The organism is Psychrobacter sp. AOP30-A2-5, from assembly GCF_052378115.1.
Lineage (GTDB): Bacteria > Pseudomonadota > Gammaproteobacteria > Pseudomonadales > Moraxellaceae > Psychrobacter.
Genome location: NZ_JBQSXK010000005.1, coordinates 130,443 through 150,099, shown reverse-complemented (window position 1 = coordinate 150,099; position 19,657 = coordinate 130,443). Strand labels below are relative to the sequence as shown.

Below are 19,657 nucleotides of genomic sequence, written 5' to 3'. Positions count from 1 at the left end.
AATAAATGCCAATGTGAATAATACAAATATAGATGGAGTGTCAAACCAGTAAGCTATATTAGGTTTAGATTATAACTGCGCTTGAAGTTGTGCTAAACGTTCATATAAGCGCTGAGTATTGGCGTCAATCACTGAGCCTTTTTGATAAAAGGCATCCAAATGCACCTCTGTATTGACGCTATCATCACAAGGTCTAAACTCTACGCCAATCAAAAACAAATCATCCATCACTGGATCCTGCATTTGAGCATTGAGCTCCAACAACAAGTCTTGTTGAGACGTGCGCACCTTGTCAGCACTCAGCGAACTATTATCATCTTGCGCATAGAAAACCAGCAGATAATGGCGTCCAAACACGTGATAAGAGTGCTCATGACAAACATAACCATTCCAGCGAGAGTCTTGATCCATCGTTTTGTAAGCTAAGATTTTTTCAACCAAACAAGCATAAGTGTACATTGACTCATCGACCAAAATATCGACTGGCTCTTTTGGTAGTGGTTGACCTGCCTCATAATAATGTTTGATCAAACTATTAAACAGCTTGTACCACATCCGAGTATTTTTCTGAATCTCAGCCATGAGTGCTTTGGCAAAGACTGCCTGGTCTGGTTCTGTAGCTTTGAGCAAGCGTTGCTCAATCTGATCGATCAACTGATTATCAATCAATTGCTCTTGCACCCTAATCGCTCTTTGATGAAAGTCAGGCGACTGTAAAAACTGGGTAAGTAATGTCGATTCGTTTTGGAATGACTCAAACCCTGTCAGCTGGCTGCGATGAAAGTCTAAAAATGCGGACAAATCGCTTGGCGTAACCAATTGGCTGATGATATCGACAAAGTTTTGATGGCTAAATACCTGTAAAACACTCTGCTCATCATCCAGATCTGAAACACAGTCTTCAGCAAAAAACTGACTACCATATTCATAATCAACCGTATGCGAGGATGCTTGTGGTTTATCATCTTGATGCGTGACAGACAGTGACGTCAAACCAATGAAATAAACATCCTTACCAGCTGTCGAGGTATTACTTTCTGCCATCGACTTATCGTTTTTTAGATAAAGCTGAGCGTGACGCTTGATTAGTTGGTTGACGACTTCTTTTCTCCACTCACGAACTTGAGCGCTGTCTACTTTTTGCCTACTCGCTTGCATCACCACATCATTGACGATCAAATAAATGATAGCGCCAGAAAACTCAAAAACGAAATCATAACCTTGAAAATGCTGAGGATTGATTGTTTTATCTGCTGATAACTCATACAAAGATAAGAAACTTCGTTGAATCATCTGTTGCCAAAGTGAGGGTGACGCGTGCTGAGTATCCATGATGTCCCTATAAATGAGGTCTCATAAAGAATCTGGGACCATTCAATTGAAAGCAAAAGAGCTTTCTTATGTTCAATTTAGTCCCAGCATGGATTTATGGCAAGTAAACCAGTTTTAGCTTTCTAATTTGCGACGCATATGCGGAAATAAAATCACATCGCGGATACTAGCCGAATCGGTAAACAACATCACTAAACGGTCAATACCGATACCTTCACCTGCGGTTGGTGGTAAGCCATAAGACAGCGCTTCGATGTATTCTTCATCAAAATGCATCGCTTCATCATCACCAGCGTCTTTTTCAGCAACTTGTCCACGGAAGCGTTCTGCCTGATCAGCAGGATCATTAAGCTCGCTAAAGCCGTTTGCCAGTTCACGACCCCCGATGAATAGCTCAAAACGATCGGTGATTTCAGGATTGTCATCACTACGGCGTGCCAGTGGTGAAGTTTCCGCTGGATATTCAGTGATAAAAGTTGGCTGACGCAATTGGTGTTCAGCGGTTTCTTCAAAGATAATGGTCTGTAGTTTGCCCACACCAAACACCTCTTTCACTTGCTGTTTAAGCGTTGTCGAAGCGTACTCTGCCAAATAATCACGGTCATTGATACGTGCCATATCGAAATTTTCGGCATATTTTGCAATTGCATCAGACATAGACAAACGTATAAATGGCGCTTTTAGACTGATGGCTTCTTCTTGATAAGTAATCTCAGTTGTGCCCAAGATATCCATCGCCAATTCATTAAATAAGCGTTCGGTCAAATCCATCAAGTCATGATAATCAGCATACGCTTGATAAAATTCAATCATGGTAAATTCAGGATTATGGCGAGTTGATACACCTTCGTTACGGAAGCTGCGGTTAATCTCGAACACTCTTTCAAAACCACCAACAACTAAGCGCTTCAAGTAAAGCTCAGGCGCGATACGCAGATATAAAGGCATATCTAGAGCGTTATGATGCGTCACAAACGGACGCGCCACCGCACCACCTGGGATAGGATGCATCATCGGCGTCTCAACTTCCATGAAACGCTCATTTAACATAAACTTGCGAATGCCGCTAATGACTTGACTGCGAATCATAAAGGTATCACGAGTCGTCTCATTGGTCATCAAATCAAGATGACGATTACGATAGCGCGCTTCGACATCAGCTAAACCATGGAACTTGTTTGGCATTGGACGTAGCGCTTTAGTCAATAACTGAAACTCTTCGATATGCACATATAAATCGCCCTTACCTGAGCGACCGATATAGCCTGATACGCCAACAATATCACCCAAATCTAATGATTTAATGGTCGCTAACGTCTCTGGATCCAACTCTTTGCGTGCAACATATAACTGAATGCGACCCGTCATGTCTTGAATAACAATAAAGGCACCACGGTTCAGCATGACGCGACCTGCCACGTTGACCTGTGTTTTTTCGCCATTCGCCGCTTTTTCTTCAATTTCTTGTTTTGAGATGCCGTCAAAGGCGGTTTGCAAATCTTGCGCATAATCAGTACGTTTAAACGTATTTGGATACGGCTGTTTGCCTGAAGCACTGATATCGTCTAGCTTGGCTTGTAACTGCGCAATTAGCTCGTTAGCGTCTTCTACAACTGGGGTTTGATCTTGGTTCTGATTATTGTGCTTTGACATAACACTCTCAATATTATTAGGTAATTAAAAGAATAAACGAAAACTGCAAAATTAAATCTATACTTATTATCATAGTCGATAGCCGTAAAAAACAGCTATAAACAAACAGACACTGTCATCTAGACAGTGTCACGCTTTTATGAATTAATGATTCACGACCAGCTATTGAGCCTCTAGTCATTAATATCCTGATAGTTACTAATCACCACCGCCGATACTGGCCATCAAATCAGCCTGATGCTCACGCAACAGTGCATCAAGAATCTCATCCAAGTCGCCTTCCATAATGGCATCAAGCTTGTATAACGTCAGGTTGATACGGTGATCGGTCATGCGACCTTGTGGGAAATTATAGGTGCGAATGCGTTCTGAGCGATCGCCACTACCCACCAAATCACGGCGTATGGTATCTGCTGCATCAACTTGAGCCTGTACTTTGACTTGCTGAATCTTTGAAATCAGCATTTTCATCGCTTGCGCGCGGTTTTTGTGCTGGCTACGCTCTTGTTGACACTCTACCACGGTACCCGTTGGAATGTGGGTCAAACGTACGGCTGAGTCAGTGGTGTTAACGTGCTGACCGCCAGCACCGCTTGAACGGAAAGTGTCAAAGCGGATATCGGCTGGGTTCAGATCCACTGTATCATCAATCTCAACCTCAGGCATCACCGCCACGGTACAAGCTGAGGTATGCACGCGACCTTGGCTTTCGGTTTCAGGCACACGCTGCACACGGTGTACGCCTGATTCAAACTTTAAGCGCCCATACACGCTGTTGCCTGATACGCGAGTGATGATTTCTTTATAACCGCCATGCTCGCCTTCACTTGCCGACAGTACTTCCACTGTCCAGCCTTGTGTCTGCGCGTATTTTTGGTACATACGGAACAAGTCACCAGAGAAAATCGCGGCTTCATCACCACCTGTACCCGCTCGAATTTCCAGGAAAGCAGGCACTTTATCATTTGGATCTTTTGGTAGCATCATGACATTGAGCGCCTCTTCCATCTCTACGATGGTCTCGCGGGCGTTATCAATCTCATCGATCATCATCTCTTTCATGTCAGGATCTGATGCATCAGCCAGCATAGCCTCTGCATCAGCCTGATCCGTTTCTGCACGCACATAGTTCTGCCATAAAGTAGTGATATCCATCAAGTCGCTGTGCTCGACAGACAGTTCACGGAATTTATTATTATCACTGATGATACTAGGATCTGATAATAAGGCGGTGACCTCTTCATAACGGTCTACCATCTGGTCTAAACGCAGGCGTAAGGATTCTTTCATAAAAGGACTTTTAATTGGATGAGGGGAATAAGACCGTGATTATAGCAAATTTTTCGGGGTAAATTAAAACCTCTAAGCATTCTTCCCGTTATATTCGCAAATAGCGCCTCATTCTTGAATAATATATTGCTTAAATAATGTGATTAAATGCTCGTAACAAAAATAACAGACAAAAAAATAGCTAAGATTGCTCTTAGCTATTTTTTATTAGGGCGTGTCCTCATTTTGAAAGTGCTGATAAAATTGAGGACACGCCCTAGTCACAGGTCTTACTTTAAAAATTAAACCTTACGCACCAACACTGAACCGATAGAGTAACCCGCACCAAATGAGCAAATCACACCCAAATCACCTGATGCCAGCTCATCTTTATAGCGATGGAAAACAATCATCGGACTGGCTGAACTGGTGTTAGCAAATTCAGCAATGACACTTGGCACAATCGCTTTATCTGCTTCTTTACCAATCACAGTACGTAGGATTAAATCCAACATATTGGCGTTGGCTTGGTGCAGCCACATCATTTTAACATCAGACGTTTCGATATCGTTTTCTTGTAAATGCTCGGTGATGACTTCTGAAACCTTTGGACAGACTTCACGGAACACTTTTCGACCATTTTGTAAGAATAGCTTGTCGGTGACTGGCTCTTTAATGTCTGGATACATCTCAGTCTGTGCCGCTAAGAACTCTGAGCGATCCATAAAGCCGTATTCGTTTTTGATATTGGTCGAAAACTGGGTAAATAGCTTAGAGTTAAGAATCTCATAACCTTTTGGCGTTTCTAGCTCTTCGACGATAGATGCTGTTGCGACATCGCCAAAGATAAAGTGGCTGTCACGGTTACGCCAGTTCAGATGCGCTGAAGTAATCTCAACGTTGACCACAGCGATACGCTTAGCCAGACCAGAAACAATAGAACCGTGTGCTTGCGATAGACCAAAAGTCGCGGCGCTACAAGCAACGTTCATATCATAAGCAAAACCACCAATCATACCGATTGCATTTTGAATCTCGATAGCGACCGCAGGATAAGTACGCTGAAAGTTTGAACAGGCAAGGATGATACCATCTAGGTCATTCGCCTCAAGACCCGCATCTGCTAGCGCGTCTTTCAAAGCCGCAGTACCCATTTCTGCCATGATAGACAGCTCTTCACCTAAATGACGATAAGGAATCACTGGTGCCATGATTTCAGGATCTAAAATACCATCCTTTTCCATCACATAACGTGATTTGATACCAGATACTTTTTCGATAAAGGCCGCTGAAGAAGGCTCTAGGGCAGTCAAAGTTCCTGCTGCTATCTCGTCAGCATGCTTTGCATTATAATTCTCAACATATTTATTAAATGAATCTACTAGCTCTTCATTACTGATGCTATAAGGCGGAATATACAGGCCAGTGCCTGTGATACAAGTCGTCATGATAAGCTTCCTTGTCTACTACTATAGGGCTTGGGATAAGCATAAAAGTGGAAAAATAACAGTCGTTTGATTTCAGTGAATAACTGTAAACTTAAAATCAGAGCCTTTATTATGCCTGAATATAATTATTTTTCTAATACTTTGTTACAAATAATCTGTTTGTTGCGAAAAATAAGCAAAGTCCTGACTTCATTTTGGAGCAGCTACGTTATAATTGGCGCACTTTGCTAGCGACACGTTCACAGTTCGAGCGCATAAAACTGCGAGACATAAAACCCGCTCATATTTGGGAATACTCATGGTAGAAATTTTTAACTGGTTATTTGGACAATACGCTGACTATCCCACTGTCTTTATTGCTCTGGAATTGATTGCTGTCATATTTGGGGTAGCAAGTGTCTTACTCGCCAGCAGAACCAATATTTTGGTATTTCCGATAGGTCTCGTCAGCACCGCTATATTTGTTTATCTATTGTGGAAATGGCAATTATTTGGCGATATGTTTATCAATGCCTACTATACGGTGATGAGTCTATATGGCTGGATCAATTGGACACAGAGTAAGAAAAACACAGCCATAAAAAAACAGCAAGACTATATCAACCCTACTGGTCAGCAGCAAAATGAGTCGTTAGCAAGGACTAACGCCCAGAATGCTATTCAAGTAGAACATCTCGATAAAAAAGATGTACCAATACTCGCCTTACTAGCCTCGGCGACTATTACCTTTGTCGCGCTGGTGTATTACTTCAGACCAGTCATCAATAATAACTTTAGTTTTGATGGCGCGGTATTAGGTTTGCATTTATTTACGTGGGTCGATTACACCGATATGCTGACCACCGCGCTGTTTTTGATGGCGATGTGGCTGATGGCGCGGCGCAAAATTGAGCATTGGATACTCTGGATAATCGCCGATGCTATTTCAGTCCCGCTGTACTTTTATAAAGGTCTCACTTTTACTGCGCTACAATACGTAGTCTTCACTCTTATCGCAATTTGGGCTTACTATGAATGGCAACGACGTTACCGCTTGCAACCTAAAGCAGCATACGCCTAAATCGGTCATCAATGTCGCTATCCTAGGGGCAGAGAGCACTGGTAAGACCACGCTATGTCGCGACTTGGCAGCGCATTTTGGCTGCCCTTGGGTGCCAGAATACATGCGCACCTATCTACAAGCGAAATGGGATAAGGAACACTTAACTTGCACTTGGGAGGATTTACTCCCTATTGCACAAGGTCAAATTGAGTTAGAAAATAAACTCGCTGAAAAAGCCGCGCAAAATTCTGATAGCAGCTACTTGTTTTGTGATACCAGTCTGTTTGAATTAATGGTCTATGCCAACTGGTATTATGGTGATTGCCCTGATGCACTTACCCAAGCGGCGTTAACGCATCATTATGACTTGATTTTATTAACCGAAGTTGATATCCCGTGGGTCGCCGATGACCTAAGAGACAGCCCCCATCAACGTGATGAAATCAGTGCTTATTTTGAAAGTCAGCTGACCCGTCACCAAAAGCCATTTCATCGCATAGGTGGTGATAGAGACGAGCGGGTACAACAAGTGCTCGAATGGCTTTCTTAAACCCATCCTATACCAAGTTATAAATAAATGACCTACAACCTTTAAGAGCATTAAGAGATGTCCATGCTAAAAAATATTGAACGATACCTAGAAAAAACCATCTTTAACAGCCGCTGGATATTAGCGCCTTTTTATTTAGGGCTGGTCTTAGGGATTATTTTATTATTTATAAAATTCATTCAAAAAACAGTCATGATGTTCAATACTGTATTTAGTGCTTCTGTATCAGATGTCATTGTTAATATATTAGTGTTGGTCGACCTCTCTTTAGTAGCCAGTTTATTATTAATTATCATATTTAGTGGCTATGAAATATTTGTCTCAAAAATTGACACTGGTGATCACGTTGATCGACCTAGTTGGATGGGCAAAGTAGATTTTTCTGGTCTAAAACTAAAAGTCATCGGTGCCATCGTCGCTATTTCTGCGATTGATCTATTAAAATCGTTTATGGATATTCCTAATGAATTGAGTGAGGGTGAAGCGGACAAACTTATGTGGAAAGTCATCATTCATATGACTTTCGTGTTGTCTGGTTTATTATTTGCTATTATGGATAAAGTGGTTGGTGATACTAAAAAACACTGATGCCAGAAGATACTGATATCAGAAAACACTAAGGCTTATTTTTCCACACACTCTCCATCGTTCTTACATATTTTTTCTTCATCTCTCCTCTATGATCTTCTTTGAACCTACTGACTGTTATATGCACAGTTTTGGACTAAAGATTCATATGAGGAGCTTTCATGCAAAAAACACTATTGACTAAATTGTCCATCATCGCCGGGCTTTGTATTATTTTTGCCATCGGTCTCGGTATGATTGGCTCAGTCATCTACGAACGACAAAATTATGCCGCGTCGGTGGTTAAAGAAATTGCCCAGCAGCACGTCAATCCGCAAGAAGTCATCACCCCATTTATCATCATCCCTACCACAATTACACCTGAATGTCAGATTACAGCACCTGAAACAACCAGTAAGTGTGCACCATCATATTCAAAAAATGAAATTGTCTTTGCCAGTCAGACCCAAGCCCTACAAGATCTTGAAGTCAGCACTGATACCTATAAACGTGGCATCTATCATGCGACCAGTTATGATGGTGCGTTGACATTTGACCAGCGCTATACATTTGATCAAGCCATCAGCAGCTTATATGACACTACGAGCACAGCTAGTGACGCACAAGGCTCCATCAACACACCCGCCAATAAAAATAACGCCCAGCCCGAAAAAACCATCATCCACTGGAATGCAGCAAAATTGATTATTCCAGTATCAGATCTGCGCGGCGTGGCGACGCTACCAACGGTGACCATTGATAAAAAACCGATAAAAGCGACCTACCCTCAGACAGCGCTGCTGAAAAATCTGACCTATGTAGAAGCAGCTATTCCGCAAGATATATTACAGCGTTCAGTAAAAAATATAACGAGCCAGCAGAATGGCAATAACACCCTTGCTACGAACGGTGCTAGCGAGTCATTGACCAGTACAGAAATCGTCATTGATTTACCGTTAGCTGGTATTAGCAATGTAAACACTGTGCCGACTGGACAAAACTTTAACTTAACGATGCGCAGTAATTGGCATGCACCAAACTTTATTGGTAAGGCGCTCCCCAATGCCAAAAAACTTACCGCTAAAGGTTTTGAAGCCAGTTGGCAAAATCAGTATTTAACAATAGCCAACAATCAAGATTTGTCGCAGTGTATCAGCAGCGCTAACAACCGATGTGTCGTCACCAGTCAAGCCACTCTCGATAATAATAGCCAGTCAATGGCTTCTGGTGATGCGCTTATAGCAATGGAAGGCGCTGTTACAGCAGAAGCTACTGCCATACCTGATAGCTATCGAAACGTGCGCCTGAACAGCTTTGGTGTAAGTTTTGCTGAGCCTAATGATGTATATTTACAAACTGAAAGAACGATGAAATATGCCTTATTATTAATCTTAGTATCATTCGGCACTTTCTTCTTATTTGAAGTGATCAAATCCAGTCGTATTCACCCTATTCAATATCTGTTGGTCGGTTGTGCGCTGTTTGTGTTTTATGTCTTACTATTACCACTTGCTGAGCAAATTGTCTTTTGGAAGGCGTATGCCATTGCTGCCAGCGCCTGTGTTGGACTCATTGGTTGGTATGCTTATTATGTACTGGGCGGCGTCAAGCGAGCGGCGATTTTCACTGTCACACTGGCAGGATTGTATGCGGCGTTTTTCGGCATATTAACCACCGAAGATATGAATTTATTGCTTGGTGCTGTCTTCTGTTTTGTGCTACTCGCTTGCGTGATGGTCATGACCCGTAAAATTGATTGGTATAAAATTGCCTAACTCAGATAGGGCATGTTAAAAGCGTTTAGTCTAGGGCTGTCTTACGTTGGTATAATTGGCTATTATTAAGCCTGTCAACATAAGACCGCTCGATCTACTCATAGATAATTCAATATAGCTATCATCTCATTTATTATCATCTAACGATCTCACTATTCAAGGCCTTCGCCCAGTCTCGACATCCATTCTCACAGCGTTCACAGAGCTGATTTGGGTCAGTTATATGATCGACATAGCCGCAATGCATACATGCGTAATATGTCTCTGACTCTATCTCTTCGACAGGTTGATACTGCTTAGGGAAAAGCGGCATACCGTAGCCAGTGTTTTCAGGCGGATATAACAATATACTAAAATTACCGTCTGTCTCTAGCAAGCCTGTACGCACTTGACCCAAATGCTCGACCCCTTGTTGGCGCATTTCAGTAAAAAACTCATCATGCGACATCTTGCCCTTTTTAATCTTATCGAGTACCAGCATTCCGTCTTCTACAATATAGAGCGATTTCCCTTCTAATAAATCTTCAAAAGGTTGGAATTTCATCATGATCCACGTGCACAGTCGATAAAGCAGGATAACGGCGCTCATGACCAGCACCGCCTGAATAATCGGCAAATCCTCGTTAAACATAGGATCACCTGCGATAGAACCCAATGATAAAATAATGGTCAACTCAAAGATTGACAGCTGACGGACGCCGCGTTTGCCCGTCAAACGCAAAAACGAGATAATCAGTACAAACATGACGCTGACACGCACCAATATCTCAAGCGCAAATGCCCAAGTGGTGTCATGAATAAAGATACTTGCCCAATCCATATTACTTTTTCCTATCTATTGTTTTTATTTGATTTATGACGATTAATTTCAGCAATCGTTCTGAGTATGCGCTTGACCTGCCACCACCCTTGTAGTCAGCCTTTATTGTTAATTCAACTATCATCAGTCCAATTTAAAAAATACTTTTGCCCGCAAGTGCAATAAAATATGCTCTGTTGTAAAACACCTCCCAATTGGCAACTAGCAGCTAGCAACTCAGTTTTCGCACTTCAGCCAGTATTTTTGCTGGTAAAAAAGCAGTAATAACAACATCTTTAAAAATCAGATTTGCCTATTTTATTAAAAAACCAGCTTCTTTATTGTAGGAATTATTTTTGAAAGCCACCTTGTACACCGTTATTGCATTAATCGCCTTTGCTGCAAACTCTCTCTTTTGCCGTATGGCGTTAGCAGAGGGTCATATAGATGCTTGGAGCTTTACCATTTTGCGCCTGCTGAGCGCTGCTGTCTGCCTAGGTATTATCATGACCATTCATGCTTATCGGTTACGACAGCACGTGCGAGAGCCTGACAGTATTGCTCACGCTGCTATTTTAAACGACAAAGGTAGCTGGTTAAGTAGTCTGAGCTTAGTGATTTATGCGCTATGCTTTTCGATTGCTTATGTAGAGTTGGATACTGGTACAGGAGCGCTGATTCTATTTTCAGCGGTTCAGCTGACGATGATTGGTTGGGGCATCTATAAGAAAGAGCAATTGAGCGGCTTACAATGGCTGGCATTTATCGTAGCGGTAGCAGGGTTTGTCTATTTGATGCTACCGTCAGCAGCGGTGCCTTCGTTACTAGCGGCGGTGCTTATGGCAATCAGTGGTGCCGCTTGGGGCATATATAGCATACGCGGCAAATCATGCGTGTCACCGCTGCGAGCCACAGGTTTTAATTTCATTCGGAGTCTGATAGCAGTGCCCATACTGTTAGTGATAAGCATGACTTACCTAGACAATATAGGCTTGGAAAACATCAATTTAGGTGACATCACTATTAAGGGCGTACTTTTGGCCTGTGCATCAGGAGCGATGGCATCTGGTATGGGCTACAGCATCTGGTATATGGCCATGCCTTTGTTAAAAAACACCCAAGCAGCAGTTGTACAACTGTGTGTCCCTATACTGGCTGCGATATTAGGCGTGGTATTTTTATCTGAGCAATTGACATTGCCATTCGTTATAGCAAGCTCGGTTATCTTGGGTGCAGTATTGGTATTTATTTTAAATAGAGAAAAAGCCCCTACGTGAAATATCCTCATTCGTTATTTAAAATAAATAAGCCAATAAAGACTGAGAGGCTTAGTGATAAAAAAGACAGATAAGATTACTACCATAGCCCTCAAACACAACATGAAGTTACATTCTCTACGGTATCATGTTGCTTGAAGTAACAACCTACTTTTACCGATACTTTTGAGGCATATTATGAAAAAATTATTAGCCGTAGCACCTTTTGCTCTATTATTGTCTGCCTGCGCCACTAATGCACCAACCACTACGACCCCAGAGACCAATACTCAGCCAGTAGTCCAATCATTCACTTGTGAAGACAACGGTCAACTCACTGCTGCTTACACTGCCAATGGTCAAACTGCTAACCTAAACGTGACCTTGCCTAAAGTTGGCTTAACCAACGCAAAAATCACCATGGAGCAAGCAGTATCAGGTTCTGGCGCTCGTTATGTCAATAATGTTAACCCTAAAACCACTTACGATTGGCACACCAAAGCGGATTACGGCATCATGACCATCAAATCAGACAATGGTCAACAATACCAAGTGAACTGCCAACTATAATAATCTTAGAAACAAGCGTAAATAATACGTGGTGGTTATTTGAATAAAATCCATGTTTGTACTCACATCTATTGAAAACGAAAGAGCCAGTAATCAAACTACTGGCTCTTTTTTGTGCTTAACTTTTCATGCCTGATAATTTGATCTTAATGATCAACATTGAATTATTCAATAAAAAACTGCCTGAATACTTTATGTACCCAAGCAGTTGAAAGTCATGTCGTTTTTATATTTGTTTATAGTTATTAGAACAGCTGTTGAATCAGTCGTTAGGTATTAACTACGGCGGACCGTTAAACCACGGTTACATGCAAACGTGCATCGACATTACCGCGAGTAGCATTAGAGTATGGGCAAACTTGGTGAGCTGTTTCTATCAGTGTTTGCGCTTGAGCCTCATCAATACCCGACACTTCAACATACAAATCTATATCTAGGTTATAGCTACCATCGGCTTTCATACCAATACCCACTTGGGTCGAGGTTTTTGAGGCAGTGATTGGCAGTTTCATTTGCTGGGCGGTCAGATTTAAAGCACTATCAAAACAAGCCGCATAACCCATTGCAAAAAGCTGCTCTGGATTGACACCTTCCTTGTCTGTTTCTTGAAAAGAGACCAGATCAAAACCTAGCGAACCATCGTCAAGACCTGTATGACCAGAACGACCACCAGTTGCCGTTGCTCGCGTTTTATAGAAAATCTTCATCATATACTCCTTATGGATTGGCATGTTATTGGTATTGGGCAATACGCTGCAAATCAATCTTACTGCGTTTTGATGCCATCATTATAGAAGTGAGCACGCTAATCTGGTAGAGCATTACTCCAGAATTCTTGCCTAATCCTATAAATATTTATATCATTAGGCAAATTATAAAGTAAGCATAAATCATGAAAACAAAAACGGTAGAGCAGCTACTTAGTATATTACCCAAAAACCAAACCATCGAATCAGGCATTTCAGGCTTGTTTTTTTATTGTGCCGACAGACCAAGAAAGACTGTCAGCTATATCCAAGAACCTAGTATATGTATCGTCTTACAAGGCACGCGTGAAATTTACTTAGGTACAGATTGCCAGAAATTTGATGACAGCAACCTGATGTTCTGCCCTGTCAATATTCCTATAAGCATGCATATCAAACACGCCACTGTAGAGAAGCCTGTCATCGTATTGTCTATGAAATTAAATCTGGCGCTCATTCGTGAGGTCATGGCACAAATACCACCTCAGAAAAATGCCGATTATGAGCATCAAGGGATAAAATGGCCGTTAGAAGACACCATATTAACCGCATTCGAGCGGCTGATAGACTTGCTTAATTATCCAAGTGACATAGATTTTTTATCACCTTTAATTCAGCAAGAAATTTATTATCGGCTGCTCTCAGCACAGCAAGGTCATAAGCTTCGGCAACTGGTGGTTAATGGCAGTCACACCCACCGTATTGCCCAAGCTACCGATTGGCTAAAAGCGCATTTAGAAGAGCCCGTCATCATAGAAGATTTGGCCAGTCGATGCGGTATGAGTGTGTCGGGATTTCATCAACATTTTAAAGAAATCACTCAACTAAGCCCGCTTCAATATCAAAAAAGTCTACGATTGATGAAAGCGCGGCAGCTGATTCAACTCGGCGAGGCACAAGTATCGCAAATCGCCATGCAAGTAGGCTATGAAAGTCCCAGCCAATTTAGCCGTGAATATAAGCGGCTATTTGGAGTAAGCCCAAGCAGTGAGTTAAATATTTAGCATGATGCCCCTACTATAATGGTTTCTGACTAGGGCAATTCCTCTGCGCCTTGACAGCTTCATAATTAACTGCGTACACAATGTAATTATCTGTTTAACAGATAATTACATCCTCCCTCTTTCCAGCCAAACAAACGACGAAATATCTTACTCAAGAAGAAAACAGTTGACTTGATCTATATATTCATATTATAACATATATAATATATTCATAATTTTGCAACTATTATAATAATTTTTCTACGTGTGATCGTCAGAATACTTCGGGAGGCACTAACATGATTCGTTTAAGCTATACTCTCAAATGCTGGGCATTGGGTGTCACTTATTTTTTGGTGTTTTATTTTATGGTGGTCATGAGCGACCCTGGTTTTAGCAAGTATATTTATATGCTGGCACTAAGCACCTTGTTATTCCCCGTAGCTAAGCGTTCAGTCGATGTTATGACGGACTTTTTTACACCAAACACGGTATTATTTAATGGATTATTGCCCTCATTATTGATCAACGTGGTGATTTGGATACTCACGCCATTTATTGTAGCACTGACCGTTATAGCATTCGTGCTTTATAGTATGGGTGTGCTGACAGAAAAGATCAGCCACTAATTTTACTCAGATGCTAAATTTTAGAGCAAAGGTTCCATGACGCTACCTTTGCTTTTTTGCTTCATAAAAGATTTATCCGTCGCAAAAAAACAATGATACTTAAACAAAAGGCTGGGTTAGCAATTGCTAACCCAGCCTTTTTGTCGATGGTGAGTGAAGGTTGGTTACTTAAAATCAGTAGGGTATCCATTCGATAACCTACGCTATCAAAGCTACGCGCAAATCTCACGAATAGTTATTTGATTTTGATATTTGCCTAGAGGCCCATATTGACCGATGGGGCTAATGTTACCAATGACGCAAGTTTCGAAATATTTGTAATAGCCTTTTTGATTGAGACTTTTTGAATCTTTAATTAATAATTGCTTTGGGTCTGACACATAGTAAATAATGTTATCAGAAACGAACTCATGAATCTCAAAGCTTCTTTTAAAACTGCCGCGTAACTGCACTTCTTTTTCTACGCTTGTTGGCGCAAATACCTTCAAATTTTTATTATTACTGGCTTGTGTTTGATCACAGCCCGTACTCATAAATATAGTTGATGCAAATCCTAATATTATCAATCTACCTTTAATCATTATTTTTTATCCTGCTCAAAAACCTACATCAATATATTAAGTAACGTCCAAAAAACTTTTTGGTATAAAAAATAATAGCTCTTTCATTTAATCAAATATTATCGACTAAATCAAAGAGCTATACAAGACAATTGTCATATGTTGTCAATTATCAAGTTTTAAAAATCTAACGCTATCCTAACTCATTTTATCCCACATCTTGCTTAGGCGCTTCGGTGACACTGCCATGCGGGTTTTCATCGGTTGCGCGAATAGCTGAATACGATACTCCTCGACCATCCAGCGGTACTCACTAATGGCTTTATCATTGGCACGATTTGCCAACCGCTCCATATGTACATCAAGCGCGTATACGCCTTCGAGATCGGATTCGAGATTGTGCTCAAGCCGTTCGATACGAATTTCAAGCGCCTCTAGATAGCGCGGATACTGCTGCCAATGGCTATAATCCATACGATAAACAAAATCAGCCAAGTGCAAATCTTCTAGCTGGTCTTCGATATCTTCGATAGACTCACCAAATATCTCTCGATCGAGCATGAGTAAGCTTTGGCGAATACGCTGCCAGCGGGTATAGACATTTTTAAGGATTTTTATGACGTTTTGCCCCGTCAATAGAAAGTTACCCGACACCACTTCCAAGGTTTTCTCGTACTCTTCTGGCGTAAAGGGTAATTCTTCAGCAAGCGCTACGGCAGTATCATCAGCGCTTTCAGGCAAATCAGCACTGTGATCGAATAACACATAATGCTCTTCAAGCGACGCGTCCAATGCCGCATCGATGACGATGGTTTTTAGCTTCTCCATATCACCAAGTGGTGCGAATGCCAATTTAAATATCTTATCAATTTGGCTGGTCAGCTGTTTTTTCTTCGCGCCAAGCTTACCTTTTATCAAGGTCAAAACCCCGATACGGTGTGCCTGTAACGCGGCATTGACATCGGTATATTGATGAATCGATACCGCTTCACCTGACGCATCTGCAACTAAAGCAGCGAACTGCTTCATCACCACCCCTGCACTATGATGATTTTTGCTAAAGGCAAAATGCTCAGGGAATTCAGTATGCGTACCTTGCTGCTCATTCACCGCTTGGCGGGTCTCTTGAGCATGACGAATCTGTAGCGTTTGCAGGTCACGACCCTTTTCGATAATGCGGTTTTTGTCATCGACCACACAGATTTGCGGCTGCAAATAGCGATCAATGCTAGAGGGATTAAAGCTATCAGGCGTCACTGACATAACGCCGCGACGGTTGAGCGCTTGGCAAAGCTGTTTAAGCAATCCTTGTCCACCAGCGGGTTGCAGTTCATCAAACAAGCTATCGGCTGTATCAGGAATCGGTACAATTTGACGGCGAATATCCTTTGGTAGTGACTTAAGCAATTGCAATACTAGCTCATAACGCCAACCGGGTACGCCCCATAATAATTCAATCGCATCAAGCTGCGGTAGGGCGGCAAGTGGCACACGAATGGTCACGCCATCATCATCGCTGGACGGATCAAAGACATAACGTAGCGGTAGTTTTAGATCACCCAATTTCCACACTTCTGGGAAATCGCCTGTGGTCGGTGCTTGGCTATTAAGCACGTCATCATCGGTAAAAAATAGATATTTGGCATCGGTTTTTTCGACCTCGGCACGCCAATCTTCAAAGGCTTTGCGGCTGGCAATATGCTCAGGTATTTTTTTATCATAAAATTGATACAGTGCTTCTTCGTCAACCAACAAATCACGGCGACGTAACTTATCTTCAATGCGTTCAATGTCGGCAATTTTATCCATATTATGCTGTAAAAATGGCGCTTGACGCCCCAAATTACCAGTCACCAGACCATCACGAATGAAGATTTCTCGTGACTCAGCCAAGTTCACTTGCTCATAGTTGGTCAGCTGCTTACTAATGATTATGAGACCAAACAGACTAATCTGCGCATAGGCTTTCACTCGTCCAGTCTTTTTCGACCAATGCGGCTCAAAGTAGTGATATTTTAATAAGTCGCCTGCCGCTGAGATAATCCATTCTGGTTCAATTTTAGCAACGGTGCGCATAAAGACTTGCGAGGTTTCGACCACTTCAAAAGCCATGACCCAAGGCGGTACTTGTTTAAATACCGTACTGGCTGGGAATATTTTGGCTTTTTGCTGGCGAGCTGCTAAGTATTCACCGCGATTCTCAGTTTTGTGCGCAATCGTAGACAATAGACCTGTCAATAATGCGCGGTGTAAATTGGCATATTTAACCGCTTTGAGTTCTTCATCTTCTATCGCGGTAGGGTCGCTGGTCATGTTTTCTAACGAAGAATTTTTATTAGCGCCTTTATCGGAAGCTTTTGCCTCTTTAACATCCGTAAGCTTAAGGTTTGTGACCATTTGTACTAACTGACGATGGGTTTGATTCCACTCACGTACACGCGGGAAGCTCAGATAGTTTTTCTTGGTAAAATTCTTACGCTGATTGCCTGACAACTTATTGCCATCTTCATCTTTTTCAAATAGGGCTTTCCACAGGCTCAAATAGAATAAAAAGTCAGAATCATCTTGACGAAATTCCGCATGCTTTTGGTCGGCTTGCTGGCGTTTATTGGCAGGACGCTCGCGTGGATCCTGTACAGCAAGAGCCGCTACTACAATCAGCATCTCACGGATACAATCAAAATCACTGCCCGCAACCAACATACGTGCTAGCCTTGGATCGATTGGCATACGCGCCATTTTTTGTCCAGTTGGCGTCAGGCTTAAATGGTCGAGACCTTTTTTTGGTTTTGGCTTATTGTTTTGATGAGCAGCAGTTACTTCATTTTTAGAGATAATCGCGCCTAACTCATCAAGCAATTTATGCCCATCAGTAACCAAGCGGCTATCGGGTGGCTCGATAAAGGCAAAATCATCAACACTACCTAAGCGCAGATTGGCCATCTGTAAAATAACGGATGCAAGATTGGTCCGTAAAATCTCAGGTTCGGTAAATTCTGGACGACCGGTAAAGTCCTCTTCACTATAAAGACGGATACAAACACCCGGCGCAACACGACCGCAGCGACCTTTACGCTGATTGGCAGCCGCTTGCGAGATCGCCTCAATGGGTAGACGCTGTACGCGTGAGCGATACGAATAACGAGAAATCCGCGCAAAACCCAAATCAATCACATAACGAATGCCGGGTACGGTCAGCGCAGTCTCGGCAACGTTGGTCGCAATAACGATACGCCGACCACGACCTGACGGTTGAAAGATGCGCTGCTGCTCTTCATAAGTTTGGCGAGCAAACAAGGGCAATACTTCGGTGTGCTTGGGTCCATGACGTTCAAGCACCTCTTGGAGCTCACGAATTTCAGCTTCTGTGGCGGCAAATATTAAAATATCTGCTTGATCAGCATGACCTTTGTTTTGTGCATCGCTAAAACACTCTTCAACTGCGGCAACCACCGCGCGAGGCAGATTTTCTTCAAAGTCATCGTAGCTATCATCGTCCGAGCTGTTGACTGGCTCATCGGTCAGCGGACGGTAACGAACTTCAACAGGAAAACTACGACCTTCGACATTGAAAATAGGTGCAGGTACGTTGCGTTTTAGCTTATTATCATAGCGGCTAAAGTATTCACTAAAGCGTTTGGTATCAAGTGTTGCTGAGGTAATAATCACTTTTAAATCAGGACGTTTGGGCAGTAGCTTTTTCAGATAACCCATAATGAAATCAATGTTTAAGCTACGCTCATGCGCTTCATCAATAATGATGGTATCGTATTTACTCAAGAATCTATCGTGACCCAATTCAGCCAGCAAGATACCATCGGTCATCAGCTTAACAACAGATTGCGCCGTACCCTGCTCATTAAAGCGAATCTTGAAGCTGACAGTATTACCGAGCTGCTCGCCCAATTCTTCAGCGATACGGTTTGCCACACTGCGCGCGGCCAATCTTCGAGGCTGGGTATGCCCTATCTGCCCAGTGATACCGCGACCTGCCAGCATTGCCAGCTTAGGCAATTGCGTCGTCTTACCAGAACCCGTCTCCCCTGCAACAATAATGACTTGGTGATCAATAATTGCCTGTACTAAATCTTCTGCACGTTGACTCACGGGCAAATCAAGATTCAGTTTTTCTGCCAGTTTGTCTGGAATACTATCCATACGTGCCTGCACCGCTTGCTGTGAGCGGGTCTTGATTTTTTCATACTGCGCACGTTTTTTAGTTAGCCCATCATCCGCTTTATCGTCAGAGTTTTTTTTATTGTTAGCCACGGCAGCCCTTGCCAGCTCACGCTCAAGACGACTTAAATAATAACTGTCTTTAGCGAGTACTGGTAAATCAACAACCATATCAGGTTGTGAAGACGCTTCATTACTGTTTGCCGTAATACTTAAATCATCGTCACTTGGGTTTGTTAATTTACTTAATTCATCGGATTTAAATCCATTGGTATTGTTTCCAGTCGGCATATCTGAGGTGC

16 protein-coding genes are annotated in these 19,657 nt (G+C 42.3%); 8 read left to right on the top strand and 8 right to left on the bottom strand.

Translation table 11 applies throughout. The features are described from left to right. Positions 1-69: 69 nt before the first annotated feature. The 4 genes from ACT3S4_RS06025 to ACT3S4_RS06010 all read right to left on the bottom strand — a co-directional run bounded on the left by ACT3S4_RS06025 (position 70) and on the right by ACT3S4_RS06010 (position 5,702). Complete coding sequence (locus tag ACT3S4_RS06025) at positions 70-1,332, bottom strand: hypothetical protein (protein ID WP_443563568.1); 1,263 nt, start codon at positions 1,330-1,332, stop codon at positions 70-72. Between the two features lie 114 nt (positions 1,333-1,446). Continuing rightward, complete coding sequence (gene lysS, locus ACT3S4_RS06020) at positions 1,447-2,985, bottom strand: lysine--tRNA ligase (protein WP_427547735.1); 1,539 nt, start codon at positions 2,983-2,985, stop codon at positions 1,447-1,449. Between the two features lie 198 nt (positions 2,986-3,183). Then, a complete protein-coding gene (gene prfA / locus ACT3S4_RS06015) occupies positions 3,184-4,275 on the bottom strand; it encodes a peptide chain release factor 1 (protein ID WP_060491084.1) in 1,092 nt (363 codons plus the stop codon). Positions 4,276-4,556: 281 nt separating this feature from the next. Further along, positions 4,557-5,702, bottom strand: coding sequence for a beta-ketoacyl-ACP synthase III (locus tag ACT3S4_RS06010; protein ID WP_443563570.1), 1,146 nt, complete (start codon positions 5,700-5,702; stop codon positions 4,557-4,559). 298 nt (positions 5,703-6,000) lie between these two features. On the opposite strand from ACT3S4_RS06010, the gene pnuC reads away from it, so the two are divergent. The 4 genes from pnuC to creD all read left to right on the top strand — a co-directional run bounded on the left by pnuC (position 6,001) and on the right by creD (position 9,636). After that, positions 6,001-6,762, top strand: coding sequence for a nicotinamide riboside transporter PnuC (pnuC, locus tag ACT3S4_RS06005; RefSeq protein ID WP_443563572.1), 762 nt, complete (start codon positions 6,001-6,003; stop codon positions 6,760-6,762). Further along, positions 6,713-7,294 (top strand): AAA family ATPase, encoded by a 582-nt coding sequence (locus ACT3S4_RS06000; protein WP_443563573.1) that lies wholly within the window; start codon positions 6,713-6,715, stop codon positions 7,292-7,294. Before pnuC ends, ACT3S4_RS06000 begins: the two co-directional genes overlap by 50 nt. A 63-nt stretch (positions 7,295-7,357) precedes the next feature. Next, positions 7,358-7,882 carry a TIGR00645 family protein gene (locus ACT3S4_RS05995; protein ID WP_045447433.1) on the top strand — a complete coding sequence of 175 codons (525 nt, stop codon included), beginning with the start codon at positions 7,358-7,360 and terminating at the stop codon, positions 7,880-7,882. A gap of 161 nt (positions 7,883-8,043) precedes the next feature. Further along, a complete protein-coding gene (creD, locus tag ACT3S4_RS05990; RefSeq protein ID WP_443563575.1) occupies positions 8,044-9,636 on the top strand; it encodes a cell envelope integrity protein CreD in 1,593 nt (530 codons plus the stop codon). A gap of 136 nt (positions 9,637-9,772) precedes the next feature. Here creD and ACT3S4_RS05985 read toward each other — a convergent pair whose 3' ends face one another. After that, positions 9,773-10,456 (bottom strand): DUF421 domain-containing protein, encoded by a 684-nt coding sequence (locus tag ACT3S4_RS05985; protein ID WP_444760684.1) that lies wholly within the window; start codon positions 10,454-10,456, stop codon positions 9,773-9,775. A 335-nt stretch (positions 10,457-10,791) separates the two neighbouring features. Here ACT3S4_RS05985 and ACT3S4_RS05980 point away from each other — a divergent pair, with 335 nt between their 5' ends. Both ACT3S4_RS05980 and ACT3S4_RS05975 read left to right on the top strand, forming a co-directional pair. Beyond that, positions 10,792-11,712, top strand: a complete 921-nt coding sequence (locus ACT3S4_RS05980) for a DMT family transporter (protein WP_201601217.1) — start codon at positions 10,792-10,794, stop codon at positions 11,710-11,712. A gap of 177 nt (positions 11,713-11,889) precedes the next feature. Beyond that, positions 11,890-12,261 carry an MliC family protein gene (locus tag ACT3S4_RS05975; protein WP_045447422.1) on the top strand — a complete coding sequence of 124 codons (372 nt, stop codon included), beginning with the start codon at positions 11,890-11,892 and terminating at the stop codon, positions 12,259-12,261. A 293-nt stretch (positions 12,262-12,554) separates the two neighbouring features. Here the strand turns inward: ACT3S4_RS05975 and ACT3S4_RS05970 are convergent, their stop codons facing one another. Continuing rightward, positions 12,555-12,968, bottom strand: a complete 414-nt coding sequence (locus ACT3S4_RS05970; protein WP_201601391.1) for an organic hydroperoxide resistance protein — start codon at positions 12,966-12,968, stop codon at positions 12,555-12,557. Between the two features lie 185 nt (positions 12,969-13,153). Between ACT3S4_RS05970 and ACT3S4_RS05965 the strand changes: the two genes are divergently transcribed. Next, positions 13,154-14,011: an AraC family transcriptional regulator N-terminal domain-containing protein gene (locus ACT3S4_RS05965; protein ID WP_444760683.1), complete on the top strand. Its 858-nt coding sequence runs from the start codon at positions 13,154-13,156 to the stop codon at positions 14,009-14,011. Positions 14,012-14,289: 278 nt separating this feature from the next. Continuing rightward, positions 14,290-14,619 (top strand): hypothetical protein, encoded by a 330-nt coding sequence (locus ACT3S4_RS05960; RefSeq protein ID WP_045447417.1) that lies wholly within the window; start codon positions 14,290-14,292, stop codon positions 14,617-14,619. Positions 14,620-14,831: 212 nt separating this feature from the next. On the opposite strand, the gene ACT3S4_RS05955 is transcribed toward ACT3S4_RS05960, so the two are convergent. Together ACT3S4_RS05955 and hrpA are read right to left on the bottom strand one after the other, a co-directional pair. After that, positions 14,832-15,200 carry a hypothetical protein gene (locus ACT3S4_RS05955; protein WP_060491074.1) on the bottom strand — a complete coding sequence of 123 codons (369 nt, stop codon included), beginning with the start codon at positions 15,198-15,200 and terminating at the stop codon, positions 14,832-14,834. 177 nt (positions 15,201-15,377) lie between these two features. Further along, positions 15,378-19,526, bottom strand: a complete 4,149-nt coding sequence (gene hrpA, locus ACT3S4_RS05950) for an ATP-dependent RNA helicase HrpA (RefSeq protein WP_444760698.1) — start codon at positions 19,524-19,526, stop codon at positions 15,378-15,380. Positions 19,527-19,657 lie beyond the last annotated feature (131 nt).

Coding starts and splice junctions, on each gene's coding strand:
- ACT3S4_RS06025 (WP_443563568.1), bottom strand. CDS start 1,332: ATGGATACTCAGCACGCGTCACCCTCACTTTGGCAACAGATGATTCAA.
- lysS (WP_427547735.1), bottom strand. CDS start 2,985: ATGTCAAAGCACAATAATCAGAACCAAGATCAAACCCCAGTTGTAGAA.
- prfA (WP_060491084.1), bottom strand. CDS start 4,275: ATGAAAGAATCCTTACGCCTGCGTTTAGACCAGATGGTAGACCGTTAT.
- ACT3S4_RS06010 (WP_443563570.1), bottom strand. CDS start 5,702: ATGACGACTTGTATCACAGGCACTGGCCTGTATATTCCGCCTTATAGC.
- pnuC (WP_443563572.1), top strand. CDS start 6,001: ATGGTAGAAATTTTTAACTGGTTATTTGGACAATACGCTGACTATCCC.
- ACT3S4_RS06000 (WP_443563573.1), top strand. CDS start 6,713: ATGAATGGCAACGACGTTACCGCTTGCAACCTAAAGCAGCATACGCCT.
- ACT3S4_RS05995 (WP_045447433.1), top strand. CDS start 7,358: ATGCTAAAAAATATTGAACGATACCTAGAAAAAACCATCTTTAACAGC.
- creD (WP_443563575.1), top strand. CDS start 8,044: ATGCAAAAAACACTATTGACTAAATTGTCCATCATCGCCGGGCTTTGT.
- ACT3S4_RS05985 (WP_444760684.1), bottom strand. CDS start 10,456: ATGGATTGGGCAAGTATCTTTATTCATGACACCACTTGGGCATTTGCG.
- ACT3S4_RS05975 (WP_045447422.1), top strand. CDS start 11,890: ATGAAAAAATTATTAGCCGTAGCACCTTTTGCTCTATTATTGTCTGCC.
- ACT3S4_RS05970 (WP_201601391.1), bottom strand. CDS start 12,968: ATGAAGATTTTCTATAAAACGCGAGCAACGGCAACTGGTGGTCGTTCT.
- ACT3S4_RS05965 (WP_444760683.1), top strand. CDS start 13,154: ATGAAAACAAAAACGGTAGAGCAGCTACTTAGTATATTACCCAAAAAC.
- ACT3S4_RS05960 (WP_045447417.1), top strand. CDS start 14,290: ATGATTCGTTTAAGCTATACTCTCAAATGCTGGGCATTGGGTGTCACT.
- ACT3S4_RS05955 (WP_060491074.1), bottom strand. CDS start 15,200: ATGATTAAAGGTAGATTGATAATATTAGGATTTGCATCAACTATATTT.
- hrpA (WP_444760698.1), bottom strand. CDS start 19,526: ATGGTTGTTGATTTACCAGTACTCGCTAAAGACAGTTATTATTTAAGT.